The sequence below is a fragment of the Streptomyces racemochromogenes genome, from assembly GCF_039535215.1.
Lineage (GTDB): Bacteria > Actinomycetota > Actinomycetes > Streptomycetales > Streptomycetaceae > Streptomyces > Streptomyces racemochromogenes.
In genome coordinates this window covers 5,275,578-5,295,370 of sequence record NZ_BAAAWT010000001.1, presented here as the reverse complement: position 1 = coordinate 5,295,370, position 19,793 = coordinate 5,275,578, and the positions used below count along the sequence as shown (strand labels likewise).

At 75.7% G+C, this 19,793-nt stretch carries 17 protein-coding genes and 1 pseudogene; 7 read left to right on the top strand and 11 right to left on the bottom strand.

Annotation, left to right across the window (positions count from 1 at the left end; all coding sequences use genetic code 11):
• Positions 1-52 precede the first annotated feature (52 nt).
• On the top strand, positions 53-601 hold the full coding sequence (locus tag ABD973_RS24360; RefSeq protein WP_345502097.1) for a hypothetical protein: 549 nt from the start codon (positions 53-55) through the stop codon (positions 599-601).
• Here the strand turns inward: ABD973_RS24360 and ABD973_RS24355 are convergent.
• The 4 genes and pseudogenes from ABD973_RS24355 to ABD973_RS34800 all read right to left on the bottom strand — a co-directional run.
• Positions 582-1,787 (bottom strand): SWIM zinc finger family protein, encoded by a 1,206-nt coding sequence (locus tag ABD973_RS24355; RefSeq protein ID WP_125820786.1) that lies wholly within the window; start codon positions 1,785-1,787, stop codon positions 582-584. The genes ABD973_RS24360 and ABD973_RS24355 overlap by 20 nt on opposite strands.
• Complete coding sequence (locus ABD973_RS24350; protein WP_125820787.1) at positions 1,784-4,696, bottom strand: DEAD/DEAH box helicase; 2,913 nt, start codon at positions 4,694-4,696, stop codon at positions 1,784-1,786. Before ABD973_RS24350 ends, ABD973_RS24355 begins: the two co-directional genes overlap by 4 nt.
• Before the next feature lie 90 nt (positions 4,697-4,786).
• A complete protein-coding gene (locus ABD973_RS24345; RefSeq protein WP_241253195.1) occupies positions 4,787-5,668 on the bottom strand; it encodes a hypothetical protein in 882 nt (293 codons plus the stop codon).
• 540 nt (positions 5,669-6,208) lie between these two features.
• Positions 6,209-6,421: pseudogene (locus tag ABD973_RS34800) on the bottom strand (helix-turn-helix domain-containing protein); the annotation flags it as partial.
• A 151-nt stretch (positions 6,422-6,572) separates the two neighbouring features.
• Here ABD973_RS34800 and ABD973_RS24340 point away from each other — a divergent pair.
• On the top strand, positions 6,573-7,211 hold the full coding sequence (locus ABD973_RS24340; RefSeq protein ID WP_241253196.1) for a hypothetical protein: 639 nt from the start codon (positions 6,573-6,575) through the stop codon (positions 7,209-7,211).
• A gap of 74 nt (positions 7,212-7,285) precedes the next feature.
• Positions 7,286-7,546 carry a DUF6343 family protein gene (locus ABD973_RS24335; protein WP_185899614.1) on the top strand — a complete coding sequence of 87 codons (261 nt, stop codon included), beginning with the start codon at positions 7,286-7,288 and terminating at the stop codon, positions 7,544-7,546.
• A gap of 208 nt (positions 7,547-7,754) precedes the next feature.
• Here ABD973_RS24335 and ABD973_RS24330 read toward each other — a convergent pair whose 3' ends face one another.
• The 4 genes from ABD973_RS24330 to rpsA form a co-directional block, all read right to left on the bottom strand.
• Positions 7,755-8,087 carry a tetratricopeptide repeat protein gene (locus ABD973_RS24330; RefSeq protein ID WP_125823940.1) on the bottom strand — a complete coding sequence of 111 codons (333 nt, stop codon included), beginning with the start codon at positions 8,085-8,087 and terminating at the stop codon, positions 7,755-7,757.
• 147 nt (positions 8,088-8,234) lie between these two features.
• Positions 8,235-8,837, bottom strand: coding sequence for a dephospho-CoA kinase (coaE, locus tag ABD973_RS24325; RefSeq protein WP_125820790.1), 603 nt, complete (start codon positions 8,835-8,837; stop codon positions 8,235-8,237).
• Positions 8,838-9,080: 243 nt separating this feature from the next.
• Positions 9,081-10,019 (bottom strand): PAC2 family protein, encoded by a 939-nt coding sequence (locus tag ABD973_RS24320; protein WP_007263496.1) that lies wholly within the window; start codon positions 10,017-10,019, stop codon positions 9,081-9,083.
• A 228-nt stretch (positions 10,020-10,247) separates the two neighbouring features.
• Complete coding sequence (rpsA, locus tag ABD973_RS24315; RefSeq protein ID WP_007263497.1) at positions 10,248-11,762, bottom strand: 30S ribosomal protein S1; 1,515 nt, start codon at positions 11,760-11,762, stop codon at positions 10,248-10,250.
• 408 nt (positions 11,763-12,170) lie between these two features.
• Here rpsA and ABD973_RS24310 point away from each other — a divergent pair, with 408 nt between their 5' ends.
• The gene (locus ABD973_RS24310) at positions 12,171-13,001 is read left to right on the top strand and encodes a class I SAM-dependent methyltransferase (protein ID WP_125602784.1); all 831 of its coding nucleotides are present in this window, start codon (positions 12,171-12,173) and stop codon (positions 12,999-13,001) included.
• Between the two features lie 80 nt (positions 13,002-13,081).
• On the top strand, positions 13,082-15,892 hold the full coding sequence (locus ABD973_RS24305) for an ATP-dependent RNA helicase (protein ID WP_345504718.1): 2,811 nt from the start codon (positions 13,082-13,084) through the stop codon (positions 15,890-15,892).
• On the opposite strand, the gene pgfA is transcribed toward ABD973_RS24305, so the two are convergent.
• Complete coding sequence (gene pgfA, locus ABD973_RS24300) at positions 15,879-16,850, bottom strand: cell envelope lipid trafficking protein PgfA (protein ID WP_345502089.1); 972 nt, start codon at positions 16,848-16,850, stop codon at positions 15,879-15,881. The two genes, ABD973_RS24305 and pgfA, sit on opposite strands and share 14 nt — an antisense overlap.
• 13 nt (positions 16,851-16,863) lie before the next feature.
• Entirely contained in the window at positions 16,864-17,004 is a 141-nt protein-coding gene (locus ABD973_RS24295) for an SPW_0924 family protein (RefSeq protein ID WP_125602786.1), read from the bottom strand.
• A 128-nt stretch (positions 17,005-17,132) separates the two neighbouring features.
• Between ABD973_RS24295 and ABD973_RS24290 the strand changes: the two genes are divergently transcribed.
• Positions 17,133-17,528 (top strand): DUF6234 family protein, encoded by a 396-nt coding sequence (locus tag ABD973_RS24290; protein ID WP_345502087.1) that lies wholly within the window; start codon positions 17,133-17,135, stop codon positions 17,526-17,528.
• Positions 17,529-17,540: 12 nt separating this feature from the next.
• Here ABD973_RS24290 and ABD973_RS24285 read toward each other — a convergent pair whose 3' ends face one another.
• Complete coding sequence (locus ABD973_RS24285) at positions 17,541-18,782, bottom strand: lytic transglycosylase domain-containing protein (RefSeq protein WP_345502085.1); 1,242 nt, start codon at positions 18,780-18,782, stop codon at positions 17,541-17,543.
• 147 nt (positions 18,783-18,929) lie between these two features.
• On the opposite strand from ABD973_RS24285, the gene ABD973_RS24280 reads away from it, so the two are divergent.
• Positions 18,930-19,790 (top strand): DUF4184 family protein, encoded by an 861-nt coding sequence (locus ABD973_RS24280; protein WP_345502083.1) that lies wholly within the window; start codon positions 18,930-18,932, stop codon positions 19,788-19,790.
• Positions 19,791-19,793: the final 3 nt, after the last annotated feature.

Sequence of the window (19,793 nt, the reverse complement as noted above, 5' to 3'; positions counted from 1 at the left end):
TATAGAGCCGGTAGGCATTTCACTCCATCGTGTACTGGGTAGTGCCTACTTCATGACTGAACGACCGCTCCTGCTGCTCGACGTGGACGGCCCGCTCAACCCGTTCCGGTCCCTCTTCGCAGGTCTGCGCGGCTACACCAGCCACCGGATGCGCCCGGACGTCTGGCTCTCCTACCGCGACCCGGAGTCCCGCAAGGCCCGGCGAGGCGTCCGGGTGCGCCTGCACCCCTCCCACGGCGCCCGGCTCCAGGCCCTGCCCTTCGAGCTGGCCTGGGCCACGGCCTGGACCCACCAGGCCAACACCCTGATCTCCCCGCACATCGGACTCCCCGCCGACCTGCCCGTGGTCGAGTGGCCGGAACTCTTCGCCAAGGACCCCGACGGCCTCTCCTGGAAGACCCGCCCGCTGCTCGACTGGGCGGCCGGCCGGCCCTTCGCCTGGGTCGACGACATGATCACCCCGCAGGACCGTGCCTGGGTCTGCGCCCACCACCCGGCACCGAGTCTCCTGCTGCGCGTCCATCCCCGCCACGGCCTGCGCGACCGGGACTTCGCGGCCCTGTCCGCCTGGGCGGGCGAGGTCAGCGCAGCAGGGCGGTGACCGGATCCGGCGACGGGCTGCCGGTGGGCCACCAGTCGTCGGCGTCCGGGCGGGACTCGTAGGCGTACCACAGGCCCTCGCGGCCCAGGCGGAGCTGACGGCCGCGGGCGGTGAGCCGGTTGCGGTCGGGGCGGAAGGAGCCCTGCCCGGCGGCGAGCAGGGCCGGCCGGGCCCGGTCGAAGGGCCCGGCCGGGGGGTCCCAGGGCTCGTCGAGCGCGGTGAGCGCGGGCAGGCCCCCCTGCCGCCAGGCCGCGGCGGCCCGCGCCAGGTCGGTGGTGCTGCGGCCGGTGGCGCGGGCCAGGTCCCGGTACAGGGTGCGGGCGGTGCCGGTGAGGCCCGAGGTGGGGTGCGCCGAGGCCAGCCGGACGGCGTCCTGCCAGAGGGTGAGCCCGCCGACGGGATCCTCGGCCGTGGCGAGCAGAGCCAGCGCACGGGCGGCCGCGTCCGTGGCGAGCTGCTCCAGCGCCAGCGGGTCCGGCGCGGCCGGATCGGCGGGGTAGGCGGGCGGCGGGCCCGCGACGGCGGGAGCGGCGAGCGGGGCGGGCAGCAGGGGCAGGCCGGTGCGGGCGAGTGCCGCCCGGGCCGGGACACCGGGGAAGTCCGGCGCCGCACCGGGCTGTTCGCGCGCCGCGTGGGCGGCGTTGCGCCGGGCCAGCTCGTCGAGGAGCTCGCGCTCGCCCCGGCCGCGCAGGAGCAGCAGGACGAAGGGGTCGGCGTCCAGGAGCCGGGCCGCCCGGTAGCACAGGGCCGCGGCGTGCTTGCAGGGCGGCAGCACCGTGTCCGGGCAGGAACAGCGCGCCGCGAGCTCGCCCGCACCGGGCAGCACGGTCTCCGCGAGGGACTGCGGGACCTCCCGCTCCAGCAGCGCGGCGAGGGCCGACGGGTCGGCGGCCAGCGCCTCCAGCAGGGCCGACCACTCGGCGTCCGCGAAGACGGGCAGGGTCAGCTCGGTGCGGTAGGGGCGGGCCCGGCTGCCGCGGACGTAGGCCACGATCCGGCCGGGTGTCACCGTGACCGCGTCGACATGCCCTTCGGCGGCGTACGCCTGCCCCCGCCGCAGGCGGGCCGCGTCCCGCGCGCGCTCCTCCAGCGCGGCCACCCAGGCCCGGCCCCACCAGGTCGCCGCCTCCACCCCGGCGGGCACGGTCTCGAAGGTGCGGCGGCGGTCGTCCCGCGCGGTGATCACACCGGCCTCCGCAGGGAGACGAGGTCGGCCAGCTCGCGGTCCGTCAGCTCGGTCAGCGCGGCCTCGCCGGAGCCGAGCACGGCATCGGCCAGCGCCCGCTTGGCCTCCAGCAGTTCCGCGATGCGGTCCTCGACGGTGCCCTCGGCGATGATGCGGTGCACCTGGACGGGCTGGGTCTGGCCGATGCGGTAGGCCCGGTCGGTGGCCTGCTCCTCCACCGCCGGGTTCCACCAGCGGTCGTAGTGGATCACGTGCCCGGCGCGGGTGAGGTTGAGGCCCGTCCCCGCGGCCTTGAGCGACAGCAGGAAGACGGGGACCTCACCGGACTGGAAGCGGTCGACGAGCTCCTCGCGGCGGGGCACGGGGGTGCCGCCGTGCAGGAGCTGCGAGAGGACGCCCCGGGAGGCGAGGTGCCGCTCCAGGATCCGGGCCATGGTCACGTACTGGGTGAACACCAGGACCGAGCCGTCCTCGGCCAGGATCGTGTCCAGCAGCTCGTCGAGCAGGGCCAGCTTGCCCGAGCGGTGCGCGAGGCGGGGCGCCGCGGCACCCGCCACGGCGCCCTCCTTCAGGCCGTACTCCTTCAGGCCGTACTCCTTCAAGAACTGCGCCGGGTGGTTGCAGATCTGCTTGAGCGAGGCCAGCAGCTTCATGATCATGCCGCGCCGCTCCATGCCCTCGCTGCCCTCGATCACGGCCATCGCCTCGTCCACCGCGGCCTGGTAGAGGGAGACCTGCTCGCGGGTCAGGGACACCGGATGGTCCGTCTCCGTCTTCGGGGGCAGCTCGGGGGCGATGCCGGGGTCGGACTTCTTGCGGCGCAGCAGGAACGGCCGGACGAGCGCGGCCAGCCGGGCCACCGCCGCCTCGTTGCCCCCGTCCTCCTCCTGCTGGTGCTCGACCGGGCGGGCGTGCCGGGCCCGGAAGGTGGTGAGCGGGCCCAGCAGTCCCGGCGTCGTCCAGTCGAGCAGCGCCCACAGCTCGGAGAGGTTGTTCTCGACGGGGGTCCCGGTGAGGGCCACCCGGGCCGGCGACGGGATGGTGCGCAGCGCCTTGGCCGTCGCCGAGTGCGGGTTCTTGACGTGCTGGGCCTCGTCCGCGACGACCAGGCCCCAGCCCTGCCCGGCCAGGCGGGCGGCGGCCGCGCGCATGGTCCCGTACGTGGTGAGGACGAAGCCGCCCTCCTCCAGCCCGTCGAGGCTGCGGCCCGCGCCGTGGAAGCGGCGCACCGGTGTCCCGGGGGCGAACTTCTCGATCTCCCGCTGCCAGTTGCCCAGCAGCGACGCCGGGCAGACCACGAGGGTGGGCTCGGGGCGGGCCCGGTGCAGGTGCAGGGCGATCAGGGTGACCGTCTTGCCCAGGCCCATGTCGTCGGCGAGGCAGCCGCCCAGCCCGAGCGAGGTCATCAGGTCCAGCCAGGCCAGCCCGCGCAGCTGGTAGTCCCGCAGGACCGCCTTCAGCGCCGGGGGCGGCGCGACCGGGGGAAGCTCCCCGGTGAGCCGGTCCCGCAGGGCGGCCAGCGCGCCGACGGGCACCACCGGCACCGTCTCACCGCCGACCTCGGCCTCGCCGCTCAGTACGGTGGCGAGCGCGTCGACCGGGTCCAGCAGGCCCAGCTCCCGCTTGCGGGCCTTGCGCACGAGCTCGGGATCGACCCGCACCCACTGGTCGCGCAGCCGCACCACGGGCCGGTGGGCCTGCGCGAGCGCATCCATCTCCCCCGGGGTGAGCCGGTCCCCGCCGAGGGCCAGTTCCCAGGAGAAGGCGAACAGGGCCGCCGCGTCGAAGAAGGCCGTGCCGTCGGTCGCGGAGCCGGGCGCGGCCGGCCGGACGACGGCGGTCGCCGAGAGCGTACGGGCCAGCTCGCGCGGCCAGTGCACGGGCACCCCGGCCGCCGCCAGCCTGGTCGCGGCGGTGCCCAGCAGGTCCTCCAGCTCGGGGTCCGACAGCGGGAGGGCGTCCGGCACCGGCTGGTCGAGCAGGCGCAGCAGGGGCGGCCAGACCCGGGCCGCCCGGCGCAGCGCGAGCACGGCGTCGATCCGGGCGCGCGGGCCGAATCCGGACGCCGCCGCGCCGGCCCACAGCAGGCCCGCGTCGGTGACCAGGGTCGGATCGGCCAGGCTGTGCACCTGGACCACGGCCGCTCCGGCGCGGCGTACGTCCTCCGGCTCGGCCTCGTCGAACAGCCGGAAGGAGGACAGGTCGAGCCGGAGCGAGATCCCCACCCCGGCATCGGCGCCGGCCGCGACCTGCGCCGCCCACTCCCGTATCCCCGGCACCCGCTGCGGCTCCCGGGCCGCGAACGGGCGCCCGGAGGCGAAGGGCGCGGCCGGCGTGCGCGGCAGCACGTCGGCGACGGCGTCGAGGAAGGCCCGGACCAGGGCCTCGGGCTCGGGCAGGGCCGTCGGGCGGCGTCCGGCGAGCGGGGTGGCGTACGCCTCGTACGGCAGGGCGGCCGCGACGGCGCGCAGGTAGCCGACGTCCTCGGCGTCCAGCGGCCCGGCACGCCAGGCGTCGACCCCGTCGGCCGTGAGCCCGGGCAGCAGGCGGCCCCGCGCGGCGAGGGACAGGGCCTGCGTGGCGGCGGTGCCCCAGGCGCGGGTGGCGGGATGCGCGGCGGGACTGCGGGCGGCCCGCACCAGCACGGGCAGGGCGGCGGCCACCGACAGCGCCACCGCGGGCACCGTGCGCGTGCGGACGCCGTCCCCGTGCGGCCGGACCACCTTCAGCGGATGCGGGCTCCCCAGCTCGGGCAGCGGGTCCCCCTCCGGGCACCAGAACGCCACCCGCCCCTCCCGGGGTACGGCGGCGGGGAGGAACACGGCGGCGCGGCGCAGCAACGGCTGCTGCGGCGGCGGCTGCGCGGTCACGGGGTCCCCCCTCCCTGGCGCTCGGCTCCGCCCGGTCATGGCGGTTCCACTGCCGCCGAGTCTAGGCGGCCCCACTGACAACGGGCGCTGACCTGCGGATACGCCCGCCGGGCACCGGAGGGGGGACGGTCAGCGTGACCAGCGGCCGAGTTCGCCCGCGAAGCCGTACGCGGGCCGGCCCGTGGCGGCGCTGGTGCGCCAGGGCACGCCGTCGTCGTCCAGGCGGAGGGTGCCGGACCCGCCGGGTCCGCTCCAGCGCAGTTCGAGGTACCAGTCGCAGTCGCAGCCCGTGGCGGCCGCGGTCACCCGGAGCACGGCCGGGTCGGCCGCCGAGACGCGCAGCGGGAAGGCCGGCGCGGGGAGCCGCGTCCCGGAGTCGTTGCCGGCGAGGGGCCGGGCCAGGGGCCGCGGCGCGTCCAGGTTCACGGCGAAGCCGGCCGGGGTGAGGCCCCCGCCGCAGCCCGGGGACATCTGGTAGACGTTCCAGGCCGGAGGGGTCCGGCGGCCGGTGACCCGCACCTCCAGCCCCTGGAGCACGACGGCCTGGTCCCCGGTGCCGTGCAGGGTGACCTCGACGGTCTGGCTCCCGGCGTGCACGGCCCGCTGCGCCCGCGCCCAGGCGGGCGCGTCCGCCTCCACGGGCGGTGCGGGGACGGACTCCGGGGCCCTGTCGGAGAGGTACGCGTGGTCGCAGCCGGCGGCCCACACGTGGGACCGGACGGCGGCCCTGAGCGGCGTCACCACCGGCCCGGGCGGGGGCGCGGCCGTGGCCGTGGCCGTCCCCCGGCTCGGGGCGGGCGGTGTCGTCGCCGGCGGGCTCGCGCTCGCCGACCCGGTGGGCCCGCCCGGTGCGGCCGAACCCGCCGGTCCGCCCGGACGGCCGGTGACCCCCGCCCCGTCCCCGGACCCCACCCCGGCCACGTCCCCGGCCCCCGCGGCCGAACCCGCCACCGGCCCCGCCTGCGGGGTCCGCGGCCAGGGCCCGGCCGCCGCGAGCACGACGGCGGCCACGGCAACCGCCACCACCCCGCCGACCCCCACGACCCGCCGCCGGTACCCCGCCCCACCCCGCCCCGCGCCCGCCGCCCCGGGCCCCCCGTCGCCGCCCCCGGAATCCACCCCGGCCCCGGCTCCAGCTCCAGCTCCAGCCCCGGGATCCGCAGCCCCCGCCCCGGCACCTTCCCCGGGCTCCGTCCCACCCCCGGCACCCCCCCGGGCCCCCACGCCGGAACCCTCCGCGGCGCCTGCGCGGGCATCCACCCCGGAACCGTCCCCGGGCTCCGTCCCGCCCCCGGCACCCACCCCCGTCACGGCCCCCGCACTGGCCGCTGCCGCGCTGCCGGTTCCGGACGCGGCCCCGGGCTCCGCTTCGGCCCCGGCCGCACCCTCGCCCCCGTCCCGCCCTCCGGACCCGGACCCGGCCGCACCCCCCGCCTCCGCCCCGGCCCCGGCCCGGCCCCCGGGCTCGGCCGCCGCCCCCGACGGGCCCCGGCCCGCCGCTCGGCGGGCGTCGGCCAGGAGCCAGGCGCGGTGCAGGGCCAGCGCCTCCTCCCGGGTGGCCCCGCAGGCCCGGGCGAAGCGGTCCACCACGGCGAACTCCGCCGGCACCGCCTCCCCCGCGCAGTACCGGTGCAGCGTCGAGGTGCTCGTGTGCAGCCGCCTCGCGAGCACCCCGTAACTCAGCCCGCCACGCTCCTTCAGCTCCCGCATCAGGCGCGCGAATTCCTCGGTCTCCGGCTCGGCCACGCCGCTCCCCCGTCCCATGACTCCGTTCCACCCCAGGGGTGTTCCCCCAGGTGACGGCACGTACAGCCGTTCCAGTGTCCCGGTTCCGCCGCAAACGGTGGCCCAACGCCCCCGGCCGGGGAAGGCTGTTCGGACAACGACCGCACGTACCGCTCTACGGGGAGACACCGTGTTCCGACCCACCGACACCCGCACCACCCGCACCACCCGCGTCCCGGCCCTCGTGGCCACCGCCCTCGCGGCGGCGGCCGCCCTCGCCCTCACCGCCTCCGGCACCGCCACCGCCGCGACCGCCCCCGGCTTCCTGAACGGCACCGACCTCCCCCCGCACCCCTCCTCCCCCTGGCACCCCGGCAAGATCACCAAGGGGCTGCCCGAGGACGCGCCGTTCTGCCTGGACGGGGTGCTGCCGGCGGCCGGCAGCTGGCACCGCGCGTTCGGCACCGAGTTCGACACCGGCGCCGTCCAGATCTCCGTGCGCGCCGCGTCCGACGCCGCCGCCGCGAAGCTCGCCACCGCCCTGGAGCGCAAGGTCGCCGCCTGCGCCGCCGACTGGCTGCGTACGAACCCGGGCGGCACGGCCTCCTGGCAGGACTACGGGAAGCTGGCCGTCGAGGAGGGCGCACACGTCTACGGCGTCGGCGCGTCCATCCCCGACTCGGAGCCGGGCGTGCACCTGTACGGGATCGGACGCGACGGCTCCACCGTGACCGTCGTGAAGTGGGGCCAGATGGGCAACCTGCCCGACGCCCCCGTGGCGGCCTTCAAGAAGACGACCACGACGGCCGTGAACAAGCTCAACCCCTGAGCCCGGGCTCCCGTCGCCGGCTCCCCGGTGGGACCATGGAACCGAGGCCTCTACCCCGAGGTGAGGCGATGGCCATGCGTACCGGAAACGAGCCGGTGACCGCCCGCAGTCCGCTGCGGCTGCGGTTCTGGCTGAGCCTGTGGGGGCTGCTCTGGGCCGGCGGCGGGGCGGCCGCGTTCTCGCTGGCCGGCCGTCCCGGATGGGCCGCCGCCTGCGCGGCCCTCGCGCTGGTGGCCGCCGTCGACCTGGCCGTCGTGATCCGGCACATCCACCAGGGCCCGCACTACCAGCCGGGCCCGGACGTCCCCCCGTACGAACCCCCGCACACCCGCTAGGCGGACGCGGACGGCCTAGGCCGTGTCTTCCGGATCTTGCTCCCCCAGCTACCGCTGGGAGGTACCCCCAGACCCGCGTTGTCCGGCACCGCACCTCGCCGCGTTGGCGGAGCACCCGAGTACGTCCAGTACAAGGGCGCCCCGCCAACGCGCCGATGCACGGCACCGGACAACGCGGGCTTAACCGGCAAGATCCGAAAGACACGGCCTAGCCGTCGAAGCGGGCCGCCGCCAGGTACTCGGGCTGCGGGTCGAGGGCGGCGGCGAGCCGGAAGTGGCGGCGCGCCTGCTCGGCCCGCCCGGCCCGCTCGTGGGTGCGGGCGAGCGCGAAGTGGGCGAAGGCGTTGTCCGGCTCCCGCTCCAGCACCAGCTCGAACTCCAGCTGCGCGGGCCGCAGCTGCGCGGCTGCGAAGAAGGCGCGGGCGCGCAGCAGCCGGGCGGCGGTGTTCTCGGGGTGGGCGGCTATGACGGAGTCGAGCAGCCGTACCGCGCCGCGCGGGTCCCGGGCGGCGAGGAGCTGCTCGGCGGCCCGGTAGTCGATGACGTGCGTCTCGGGGCTCGCGGACCCCGACGACCCGGCAGATCCGGATGCGGGTCCAGGTCCGGTGGACGGCGGCGGGGGCGTGGTGTCGGACACGTTGTCTTCCCTTCCCTCTACGGGCGCGTTCAACGCCTTCCGCCGCTGCGGCTATTCCGCCGCGGCGCGCGCGGTGAGCTCCGCCCAGACCTTGCGTACCTGGGGCTCCAGCGCCTCCAGCGGCCCGTCGTTGTCGATCACGAGCGTGGCCACCGCCAGCCGCTGCTCCCGCGTGGCCTGGGCGGCCATCCGGGCGCGGGCCTCCTCCTCGCTCATCCCGCGCTTCGCGGTCAGCCGGGCCAGCTGCGTGTCCGGGGCGGCGTCCACGACCACGACGAGGTCGTACAGGGGGGCGAGGCCGTTCTCCGTGAGGAGCGGTACGTCGTGCACCACGATCGCGTCAGGTCCCGCGGCTCCCTCCAGTTCGGCGGACCGGGCCCCGACGAGCGGGTGCACGATGGCGTTGAGGGTCTGGAGCTTCGCCGGGTCGGAGAAGACGACCGCCCCCAGCTTGGGCCGGTCCAGCCGCCCGTCGGCGGTGAGCACGGAGTCCCCGAAGGCCTCCACCACGGCCGCGAGCCCGGGCGTGCCCGGCTCCACGACCTCCCGCGCGATGCGGTCGGCGTCGACGACGACCGCCCCGTACCCCGCCAGCAGCCGGGAGACCTCGCTCTTGCCGGCACCGATTCCGCCTGTCAGGCCCACTTTCAGCATGGTCAGCACCCTAGGCGGTGTCCCCCTCCCGAGGAACACCGCCCGCCGAACGCCGGGCCCTGGCGCACCGCCCCGGCTCTAGGCCGTGTCTTCCGGATCTCGCCTGACCCGCGCCGCCCGGCACCGCACCTCGCCGCGTTGGCGGAGCACCCGAGTACGTCCAGTACAAGGGCGCCCCGCCAACGCGCCGATGCACGGCACCGGACAACGCGGGCTTAACCGGCAAGATCCGAAAGACACGGCCTAGCCCTCGCCCTCGCGCTCCGCCAGGAACCGCTCGAACTCGCGGCCGATCTCGTCCGCCGACGGGATCTCGGCCGGCTCGGCGATCATGTTGCCCCGGGTCTCGGCGCCGGCGGCGGCGTCGTACTGGTGCTCCAGGCCCTGGACGAGGCTGACGAGCTCCTCGTCGCCCTCGCGGATCTGCCGGTCGATCTCCGTCTGCGTGCGGTGCGCCTCGGTGCGCAGGGCGTGCGCGACGGCCGGCAGGACCAGCCCGGTGGCGGCCGTGATGGCCTCCAGGGCGGTCAGTGCCGCGTCGGGGTACGGGGAGCGGGCGACGTAGTGCGGGACGTGGGCGGCGACGCCGAGCACGTCGTGTCCGGCCTGGGCGAGGCGGAACTCGACCAGCGATTCCGCGCTGCCGGGCACCTGGGCCTCGTCGAAGGGGCTGCGGTGGCCGGGCATCAGGTCGGTCCGGTTGCCGTGCGGGGTGATGCCGACGGGCCGGGTGTGCGGGACGCCCATGGGGATCCCGTGGAAGTTGACCGAGAGGCGGACGCCGAGACGCTCCACGATCTGCCGGACGGCGACGGCGAAGCGCTCCCACTCGACGTCCGGCTCGGGGCCGGAGAGCAGCAGGAACGGAGCGCCGGTGGCGTCCTGGACCAGGCGCACCTCCAGGCGGGGCTCCTCGAACTCGGTCCAGTGGTCGCGCTGGAAGGTCAGCAGCGGGCGGCGGGCCCGGTAGTCCACCAGCCGGTCCGCGTCGAAGCGCGCGACCACCTGGTGGGGCAGGGTGTCGAGGAGGCGTTCGACGATCTGCTCGCCGGTCTCGCCCGCGTCGATGTACCCCTCGAAGTGGTACAGCATGACCAGTCCGGCCGAGTCCTGGGTGAGCGCCAGGTCCGCCACCGCCAGACCCTTGGCATCCCATTCGTACAGACCCTGTGGATCAAGCACTGTCACCACTCCTCCCTCGCGCCGTGTTCCCTGCGAAGAACGTCCGGGGCCGCGCGGCCATTCCCGCGCCGGCGGCATTAACACGAACGCAACGCGACGGAGGGCGGACACGCGGTGCCGACGTCGTCCGCCGTACCCCGCACCCGGGAACGCGGCGAGGCCCGCCCCCCGAAGGGGACGGGCCTCGTCGTTCAGCTCAGCTCACACCGGAGTGTGATCGCGCTGCGATCAGCTCTGGCCGCCGGCCAGCTTCTCGCGGAGCGCGGCCAGGGCCTCGTCCGACGCCAGGGCGCCGGAGGTCTCGTCCGCACCCTCGGAGGAGTACGAACCACCGGAGACGCCCGCACCGGCGTTGCCACCGGCGGCCGGGGCGGCAGCGCCCTCGGCGGCAGCGGCCTCGTCGGCCTCGCGGCTCTTGATGACCTGGGCCTGGTGCTGCTCGAAGCGGACCTGCGCCTCGGCGTACTGGCGCTCCCACGTCTCGCGCTGGGTCTCGTAGCCCTCGAGCCAGTCGTTGGTCTCGGGGTCGAAGCCCTCGGGGTAGATGTAGTTGCCCTGGTCGTCGTAGGACGCGGCCATGCCGTACAGGGTCGGGTCGAACTCGACCGACGCCGGGTCGGCACCGAAGGACTCGTTGGCCTGCTTGAGGGACAGCGAGATCCGGCGACGCTCGAGGTCGATGTCGATGACCTTGACGAAGATCTCGTCGTTGACCTGGACGACCTGCTCCGGGATCTCCACGTGGCGCTCGGCCAGCTCGGAGATGTGGACCAGACCCTCGATGCCCTCGTCCACGCGGACGAACGCACCGAACGGAACCAGCTTGGTGACCTTACCCGGGACGACCTGGCCGATCTGGTGGGTCCGGGCGAACTGCTGCCACGGGTCCTCCTGCGTCGCCTTCAGCGACAGGGAGACGCGCTCGCGGTCCATGTCCACGTCGAGGACCTCGACGGTGACTTCCTGACCGACCTCGACGACCTCGGACGGGTGGTCGATGTGCTTCCAGGACAGCTCGGAGACGTGGACGAGACCGTCGACGCCGCCCAGGTCCACGAAGGCACCGAAGTTGACGATCGAGGAGACGACGCCGGAGCGGACCTGACCCTTCTGCAGGGTGGTGAGGAACGTCTGGCGAACCTCGGACTGGGTCTGCTCGAGCCAGGCGCGGCGGGACAGGACCACGTTGTTGCGGTTCTTGTCCAGCTCGATGATCTTCGCCTCGAGCTCCTTGCCCACGTAGGGCTGGAGGTCGCGGACGCGGCGCATCTCGACGAGGGAGGCCGGCAGGAAGCCACGGAGGCCGATGTCGAGGATGAGACCACCCTTGACGACCTCGATGACGGTACCGGTGACGATGCCGTCTTCTTCCTTGATCTTCTCGATCGTGCCCCAGGCACGCTCGTACTGAGCGCGCTTCTTGGACAGGATCAGGCGGCCTTCCTTGTCCTCCTTCTGGAGAACCAGGGCCTCGATCTCGTCGCCGACCTTGACGACCTCGTTCGGGTCGACGTCGTGCTTGATCGAGAGCTCGCGGCTCGGGATCACGCCTTCGGTCTTGTAACCGATGTCGAGCAGGACCTCGTCCCGGTCGACCTTCACGATGACGCCGTCGACGATGTCGCCGTCGTTGAAGTACTTGATCGTCTCGTCGATCGCGGCCAGGAAGGCTTCCGCGTTACCGATGTCGTTGACCGCTACCTGCGGAGGGGTGGTGGCGGTGGTCTCGGTGCTGCTCGTCATGTGGGAAAGGGCTCCGGTTACGGACAGAAAGTCGTAGGTACTGCTACGCCGGGAGCCCTTATCGGCACCTGCCGAAGAAGCCGGACAGCCAAAGAAGCCCCAAGATCCCCTGAAAGGGGGAAGGGCCTCGAAAACCGAGGGGACATTCAACAGATGCAAGCGCAGCCTGCTAGGTCTGAGGAGCACAGGCTCGCAGCGCAACTTGTAGCATACGGGGGCAGCCGGACAGGGTCAATGCGCGAAGGCGCACACCGCGGGCAGATCACCGCATAACCGGCGCAATTCGTGGGCGGGGACGCGGCGATGAGCGCTCCGCACGAGTTTTTCCGGCCCACCCGGACGACCGCCGCGCCACCGAGCCGGCACCGAGCACCACCGAGCCATCCGCAGACTACGACGACGGGCCCCATGAACCAAGAGGACTACGCCCCCGAAACCGACGCCGAGGACGACGCCGAGGCCACCCGGCGGGACGCCGGCGAGGCGGAGAGCAGCCGGGCCAGCCGCGGCTGGTGGGACCGCAACGCCGACGAGTACCAGAGCGAGCACGGCGCCTTCCTCGGCGACGACCGCTTCGTCTGGGGCCCCGAGGGCCTGGACGAGGCCGAGGCCGCGCTCCTGGGCCCCGCCGGCTCCCTCAGGGGCAAGGACGTCCTGGAGATCGGCGCCGGCGCCGCCCAGTGCTCGCGCTGGCTCGCCGCGCAGGGCGCCCGCCCGGTCGCCCTGGACCTCTCGCACCGCCAGCTCCAGCACGCCCTGCGCATCGGCGGTGACGTCCCGCTCGTCGAGGCCGACGCCGGCCGGCTGCCCTTCCGCGACGGCTCCTTCGACCTAGCCTGCTCCGCGTACGGGGCGGTCCCCTTCGTCGCCGACCCGGTGAACGTGATGCGCGAGGTGCGCCGCGTGCTGCGCCCCGGCGGCCGCTGGGTCTTCTCCGTGACCCACCCGATCCGCTGGGCCTTCCCCGACGAGCCGGGCGCCGAGGGGCTCTCCGTCTCCGCGTCCTACTTCGACCGGACCCCGTACGTCGAGCAGGACGAGCAGGGCCGCGCCGTCTACGTCGAGCACCACCGCACGGTCGGCGACCGGGTCCGCGACGTGGTCGCGGGCGGGTTCCGGCTGCTGGACCTGGTGGAGCCGGAGTGGCCGGAGTGGAACGGCCAGGAGTGGGGCGGCTGGTCCCCGCTGCGCGGCAACCTGATCCCCGGTACCGCGATCTTCGTGTGCGAGAGGGACTGATCCCTTTGACCGGGCAGACCGGGCAGAACGGGCAGGCCGGGCAGGCCGGGCAGGCTGGGGAGGCCGGGCGGACCGGGCGGATCCGGCAGGCCTCCGCGCCCCGCCGGGCCGCCCTCGACTCCCTCCCCGTACGGGAGGCCGTGCCCGCCCTCGTCTCGGCGCTGGACGGCCATGGCACCGCCGTGCTGTGCGCGCCGCCCGGCACCGGCAAGACCACCCTCGTGCCGCTCGTGCTCGCCGGGCTGGTGGGCGGCGGCCCGCGGCGCCGGGTGGTCGTCGCCGAGCCCCGGCGGATCGCCGCCCGGGCCGCGGCGCGGCGGATGGCGTGGCTGCTGGGCGAGGCCGTCGGCGGCTCGGTGGGCTTCACGGTGCGCGGTGAGCGCCTCGTGGGCCGGGACACGGCCGTGGAGGTGGTGACCACCGGGGTGCTGCTCCAGCGGCTCCAGCGCGACCAGGAGCTGGCCGGGGTGGACGTGGTGGTGCTGGACGAGTGCCACGAGCGGCACCTGGACGCCGACACGGTCGCCGCGTTCCTGCTGGACGTGCGCGCGACCCTGCGCCCGGAGCTGCGCCTGGTGGCGGCCTCGGCGACGACGGACGCGGCCGGCTGGGCCGGGCTGCTGGGGGACGCGCCGGTGGTGGAGGCCGCGGGGGTGGCGTTCCCGGTGGAGACGGTGTGGGCGCCGCCGGCCCGGCCGGTGCGGCCGCCGCACGGGATGAGGGTGGATCCGGCGCAGCTGGCGCACGTGGCCTCGGTGGTGCGGCGGGCGCTGGCGGAACGTTCCGGCGACGTGCTGTGCTTCCTGCCCGGCGTCGGGGAGATCGCCCGGGTGGCCGGGCAGCTGGCCGGGGTGGACGCGGAGGTGCTCCAGGTCCACGGCCGGGCGCCGGCCGCGGTGCAGGACGCGGCGCTGACCGCCTCGGAGCACCGCCGGGTGATCCTGTCGACGGCCGTCGCGGAGTCGAGCCTGACCGTGCCGGGCGTACGGGTGGTCGTGGACTCCGGGCTGGCCCGCGAGCCCCGGGTGGACCATGCCCGGGGGCTGGGCGCGCTGGCGACGGTACGGGCTTCCCGCGCGTCGGGCCGCCAGCGGGCGGGCCGGGCGGGGCGTGAGGCGCCGGGCGTGGTGTACCGGTGCTGGGCCGAGGCGGAGGACGTGCGCCTGCCGGCGTTCCCCGCGCCGGAGATCCGGATCGCGGACCTGGCGCCGTTCGCCCTCCAGGCGGCCTGCTGGGGCGACCCGGACGCGGCGGGGCTGGCGCTGCTGGACCCGCCGCCGGCCGGGGCGATGGCCGCGGCGCGGGAGGTGCTGGTGGCGGTGGGCGCCGTGGACGCGGCCGGGCGGCCGACCCCGCGCGGGCTGCGGATGGCCCGGCTGGGCCTGCACCCGCGGCTGGCGCGGGCCCTGCTGGACGGCTCGGCCGCACTGGGTGCCCGGCGGGCGGCGGAGGTGGTGGCCCTGCTGAGCGAGGAGCCGCCGCGGGAGTACGGGGACGACCTGGCTTCGGCCTGGCGCTCGGCGCGGCGCGGCGGTGACGCGTACGCGGCGCGCTGGCGCACGGAGACGACCCGCCTGGAACGCGCGGCGCGCCCCGCCGGTGCCGCGGGGGCCACCGCAGGTGACACCGGGTTCGCCGCCGCCGGTGCCGCGGGGGCCACGGCAGGTGACACCGGGTTCGCCGCCGCCGGTGCCGCGGGGGCCACGGCCGGTGCGCGGGGCCTCTCCCCCACCCCGCCCCTTCCCGAAACCGCTGCGCGGGCTGGATCGGCGCAGCCGAATCCGGCCCCGCCGGCGTGTGAGGCGCGGGGGTCCGGGGGCGGAGCCCCCGGAGGGGGTCCGGGCGCAGCCCGGGGAACGGGCGGAGGGCGGGTAGGGGACCTCGCCCCCGGCGGGCACCCCGCCACGGGTTCCGACGACCACGCCGCCGCGCTGGTCGCGGCCCTCGCGTTCCCCGAGCGGGTGGCGAAGGCCAAGGGCGCGGGGGCGTTCCTCATGGCCGGCGGGACCGCCGCCGAGGTCGGGGAGGGCTCCGCCCTGCGGCACGCGCCCTGGCTGGCGGTGGCCGTCGCCGACCGGGCCCCGCATTCCGCGTCCGCACGGGTCCGGCTGGCGGCGGTGCTCGACGAGGACACCGCCCGGGCGGCCGCCGCGCACCTGTTCACCGCCTCCGAGGAGGTGCGCTGGGAGGACGGCGACGTGGTCGCCCGCGCCGTCGAACGGCTCGGGGCGGTCGAGCTGGTCGCCCGGCCGCTGCGCGACCCGGCCCCGGAGCTGGTGCGGGCGGCCCTGCTGGAGGGGCTGCGCGCGGAGGGGCCGGGGCTGCTGCGCTGGTCACCGGACGCGCTGGCGCTGCGGGCCCGTCTCGGGTTCCTGCACCGCACGCTCGGCGGCGCCTGGCCGGACGTGTCGGACGACGCGGCGCTGCTGGAGCGGGCCGGGGACTGGCTGGAGCCCGAGCTGTCGCGTGCCCGCCGCCGCGCCGACCTGGGGCGGATCGACGCGGGGCAGGCCCTGAACCGGCTGCTGCCGTGGGCCACCGGCGAGGCGGCCCGGCTCGACGAGCTGGCGCCCGAGCGGATCGAGGTGCCCAGCGGGTCCCGGATCCGGGTGGACTACGCGGCCGAGCAGCCGGTGCTGGCGGTGAAGCTCCAGGAGCTGTTCGGGCTGGCCGAGACCCCGCGGGTCGCGGGGGTCCCCGTACTCGTGCACCTGCTGTCGCCGGCCGGGCGGCCCGCCGCCGTCACGGCGGACCTCGCCTCGTTCTGGCGGGGCGGCTACCGCGCCGTCCGGGCGGAGCTGCGCGGCCGCTATCCGAAGCACCCGTGGCCGCTGGACCCGGCGACGGCCGAGCCGACCCGGCACACCAACGCCCGGCTCAGGGGGCGCTGACCCCGGGGGCCCGGCGTCCCCGGGCCTCCAGCCAGAGGGCGGCGGCGAGCAGCGCCAGGCCGGTCAGGGCGAGTCCGGCCGGGGCGTAGGTGTGGAGGGCGAGGACCTTCGTACGGTTGGCGGCGACCAGGTCGAGGGTGTGCTTGGCGTAGTCCTCGCGCAGGGTGACGTGTCCGGCGAAGGCGGTCAGTCTGCCGTCGGGGGCTCCGGCGGCGATGCCGCCGCGCATCTCCTGCTGGATGTCCTGTTCGGCGTTGACGGGCGCGCCGGTGACGGGGTCGACCCAGAAGCGGGCCTTGACCGTGTACCAGAGGGTGGTGCCGGTGGTCTGTTCGATGGTGGCGGGGTCGATGCCCTCGATGGGCATCTTCTTGGGCATGGGGACCTTGGTCCAGGGGACGGTCTGCTCGAAGTAGTAGACGTCCATGCCGCGGTAGGTGCGCGGGCCGACGTAGTGGATCGGTGAGGAGGTGCGGGTCTGCGCGTCGAAGTAGAGGTAGTCGCGCGGCTCGGTGAAGAAGGGCCATTTGAACTCGATGCCCTCGCGCTTGACCGGGTCCCCGTCGACCGTCTCGCCGGTGGCGTGCACCGGGTCCTGGGTGTGGGCGTCGAAGATGTAGCGCTCGGGGATCTGGGAGACCATCTTGCCGTCGGGGCCGATGATGTAGGAGAGGGTGTCCCAGACGACGACGTCCTTGCCGGCGTCGGCCTCGATCTCCCGGGACGCCTCGACGTTGCCCTTGAGGGTCTGGACGATGGTGACCTTGTCGACCTTCTTGGGCTGCATGCCGCCCGCGTAGTCGAGGAGGGTGGCGTCCTTGGCCTCCAGGACCATCTCCTGGTACTGGCTGGGCGGGATCTTGGCGAGCCGGGGGTACGCGTACCAGCGCAGCAGCGGTGCGAGGGCTGCGCAGAACACGGCCAGGGCAAGCAGTACGAGGCTCGCTCTGCGTCGCACGGCCGGGCCTCCTCTACTTTCCGGGCGCGGGGGGCGCGGTGGTGAGCAGCGGTCTGGGCGAGGTCTCGCCCTCCGGCACGCCGGCGGCGGTCACGGCGAGGACGAGGGCGAGCGCGGCGGCCAGCCCGACGGCGGCGGCGGCGAGTGCGCGCACGGCGGAGCCTCCGGGATCTGATGGGGCGTCAGGGAGGCGTACCGTAGCAACGCGGGGGTGAGATGAGAACCGTCGGGCTGAGTACGCGTACTCATGCCCGGGCCGCCCGCAGGCTGCAGGCTGCGGACATGAGTACGACGACGGCCGCCCCGGAGCGGCGCAGGGACCTGGGTGCCGACATCGCCGGGGCGGTGGGGCTCGTCATCGTCGAACTGGTCGCGCTCGCCGGCGTCTTCGTGGTGTGGGTGCTCACCGGACTGGACCTGGACCCGGTCACGGAACCCGAGCCGCACCCGGTGTGGGGGTACCTGGTGGCCGCCGGGGTGCTGGCCGCGCTGATGGCGCGGGTCGCGCTGCGGGCGTCGCGGCGGGGCGCGGGGGTGACGGCGGTGACCCAGGGCGTGATGGCGATGGCCACGGTGACGGCGATCGTCATGGGGGCGGCCTACCAGGTGCACGAGGACAGGCCGGCGCCGACGAGCCCGTGCCGGGATTCACCGTCGGCGCCGTGGTGCAACGGCTGAGCGGGGCTGACGCTAGGGCCTGGCCGGCGACTGGGTCGCGGCCGGGGTGGCGCTCGGGGTGGCACTCGGGGTGGCGCTCGGGGTGGCACTCGGGGAGGCCGACGGTCCGGTCTTCGGGGCGGTGACGGTCGGGGACGGCGTCGGCTTCGGGGTCGGGGTGGGCGTCGGGCTCGGCGTGGACGACGGCTTCGGGGTGGGCGTCGGCGTCGGCGTCGGCTTCGTCGACGGAGTCGGGGTCGGGGTGGGCTTCGGGGTGGGCGTCGGCGTCGGGGTGGGCTTCGGGGACGGAGTGGGAGTCGGCGTCGGGGACGGGGTGGGCTTCGGGGACGGGGTCGGCTTCGGGTCCGACGGCCGGGGGCCCGCCGGGACGCCCGCGCCCGTGCCGCTGCCGCCCGCGTCCGGGACCTCGTGCGCGCCCTGGAGGTAGTACGTGAACCAGGACCGCACCGTCCGCAGGTACTCCCCGGACTGGTTGTACGACAGCACGGCCCGGTCCAGGCCGGACCCCGTCCGCAGGTCGCGGCCTCCCGCGCACAGGTAGCGCCCGGCCGCCAGCGCGGCGTCGTGGACGTTGTTCGGGTCGCGCCGCCCGTCGCCGTTCGCGTCCTGGCCCCAGGCCGCCCAGGTGGACGGGATGAACTGCATCGGCCCGACGGCCCGGTCGTAGCGGGTGTCGCCGTCGAAGGCCCCGCGGTCGGTGTCGGAGATGTTCGCGAAGCCGTTCCCGTCGAGCACCGGGCCGAGGATGGGCCGCAGGGTGGTCCCGGCGGCGTCCACCTGCCCGCCGCGCGCCTGCCCCGACTCGACCTTGCCGATCGCCGCGAGGAGTTGCCAGCGCAGCCCGCAGCCGGGGTCGTCCGCCGCCACCCGCTGCTCGGCCGCGCGGTACGCCGCGAGCACGCTCGCCGGTATCCCCTGCGCGCCCTCGGTCACCGGCCGGTCCGCCGCCGGCACCGCGGCCGGTGACGGCACGGCCGCGGCCTCCGGCTGCACGGGGGCGCCCGACTGCCCGTCCGGCAGGACCACCGCGGGTGGCTGGGGGCTTACGAGGGGCGGCAGTTCGGTGAAGTAGGAGGAGTCCCCGCCGGCGCCCGGGGCCGCCTGCCCGGCCGCCTCCTCGCCGGCCGCCGTGACGCGCTCCTCGTCTGCGCCGGCGGGGGCCTGGGACGCCGTCATGGCGGCGGCCACCAGAGCCGAGACCAGAGCCGCGGCCGCGCCCCTGCGCAGGCCGCGTCCGAATATCCGTGCCGACATGACGGGTCCCCTCCCCTAGACGTCCGCGTGACCCTACGTCAGCTCCCTTCACAGGACACGTGGTGCGCCGCGGAAATTCACCACATCCCCACGTTCCCTCGCAGCTCACGCATACTGTGCGGACCCCAAGCGCCCCGAGGAGCTCCCGTGCCGTTCACTCTCAGCCACGCGGCCGCCGTGCTTCCGGCCATACGCCGGGCCGGGCACGCCCGGGGGCCGCTGGTCGCCTCGGCGCTCGTCCTCGGGTCGTTCGCCCCGGACACCTTCTACTTCGCGGACGCGGTCGTGAACGGCGTGATGGGCTACGGGCACTTCGCGCACTCCCTGCCCGGAGTGGCCACCGTGGACGCCGCCTTGACCGCGCTCCTCGCGGCGTGCTGGCTGCTGCTGCGCGAGCCGCTCCTCGCGCTCCTGCCGCGGGGCGGCCGGGGCCGGGTGCACGCCTTCGTCCGGGGCGAGGACTGGCGGGGACGCCCGGCGGCCGCGCTCGCGCTGTGGTTCTACCTGTCGGCCGTGGCGGGCTCCCTCACCCACGTGGTGTGGGACAGCTTCACGCACCCGGGCCGCTGGGGGACGAACGCCCTGCCCTGGCTCGGGGATCCGCTCGCCTTCGGCCTGCCCCTCTACTCCTACGTCCAGTACGGCTCCTCGGCGGTGGCCGCCTGCCTGCTGCTCTGGTTCACCGTGACCGGCCTGCGGCGGCTGCCGGCCCGCCCGGCGCCCGCCTGCGTGCCCGTCCTCGGCCGCGGTGAGCTGTGGGCCGCCGCGGCCCTGATCGCCGGCTGCGCGGCCGTCGGGATCACCCTGCGGGTGGTCCGCTTCCACACCTTCTACGACCGGATCCGCAGCCCGCTCGACATCATCCCGACCGTCTGCTTCGGCGCGGGCGGCGGCCTCGCGGTCGGCCTGCTGCTGTACGGGGCGCTCGTGCGGCTGCGCCACCGCCGCGACGGGGACCGGCCCGGCCGACCGGCCCCGCACGAGCGGACGCCCGTCCCCACCGCCTGAGGC

Excerpts from the sequence above, each read along its gene's own strand:
- ABD973_RS24285 (WP_345502085.1), bottom strand. The coding sequence starts at position 18,782 with ATGTCGGCACGGATATTCGGACGCGGCCTGCGCAGGGGCGCGGCCGCG.
- rpsA (WP_007263497.1), bottom strand. The coding sequence starts at position 11,762 with ATGACGAGCAGCACCGAGACCACCGCCACCACCCCTCCGCAGGTAGCG.
- ABD973_RS24310 (WP_125602784.1), top strand. The coding sequence starts at position 12,171 with ATGAACCAAGAGGACTACGCCCCCGAAACCGACGCCGAGGACGACGCC.
- ABD973_RS24360 (WP_345502097.1), top strand. The coding sequence starts at position 53 with ATGACTGAACGACCGCTCCTGCTGCTCGACGTGGACGGCCCGCTCAAC.
- ABD973_RS24290 (WP_345502087.1), top strand. The coding sequence starts at position 17,133 with ATGAGTACGACGACGGCCGCCCCGGAGCGGCGCAGGGACCTGGGTGCC.
- ABD973_RS24335 (WP_185899614.1), top strand. The coding sequence starts at position 7,286 with ATGCGTACCGGAAACGAGCCGGTGACCGCCCGCAGTCCGCTGCGGCTG.
- ABD973_RS24350 (WP_125820787.1), bottom strand. The coding sequence starts at position 4,696 with ATGACCGGGCGGAGCCGAGCGCCAGGGAGGGGGGACCCCGTGACCGCG.
- coaE (WP_125820790.1), bottom strand. The coding sequence starts at position 8,837 with ATGCTGAAAGTGGGCCTGACAGGCGGAATCGGTGCCGGCAAGAGCGAG.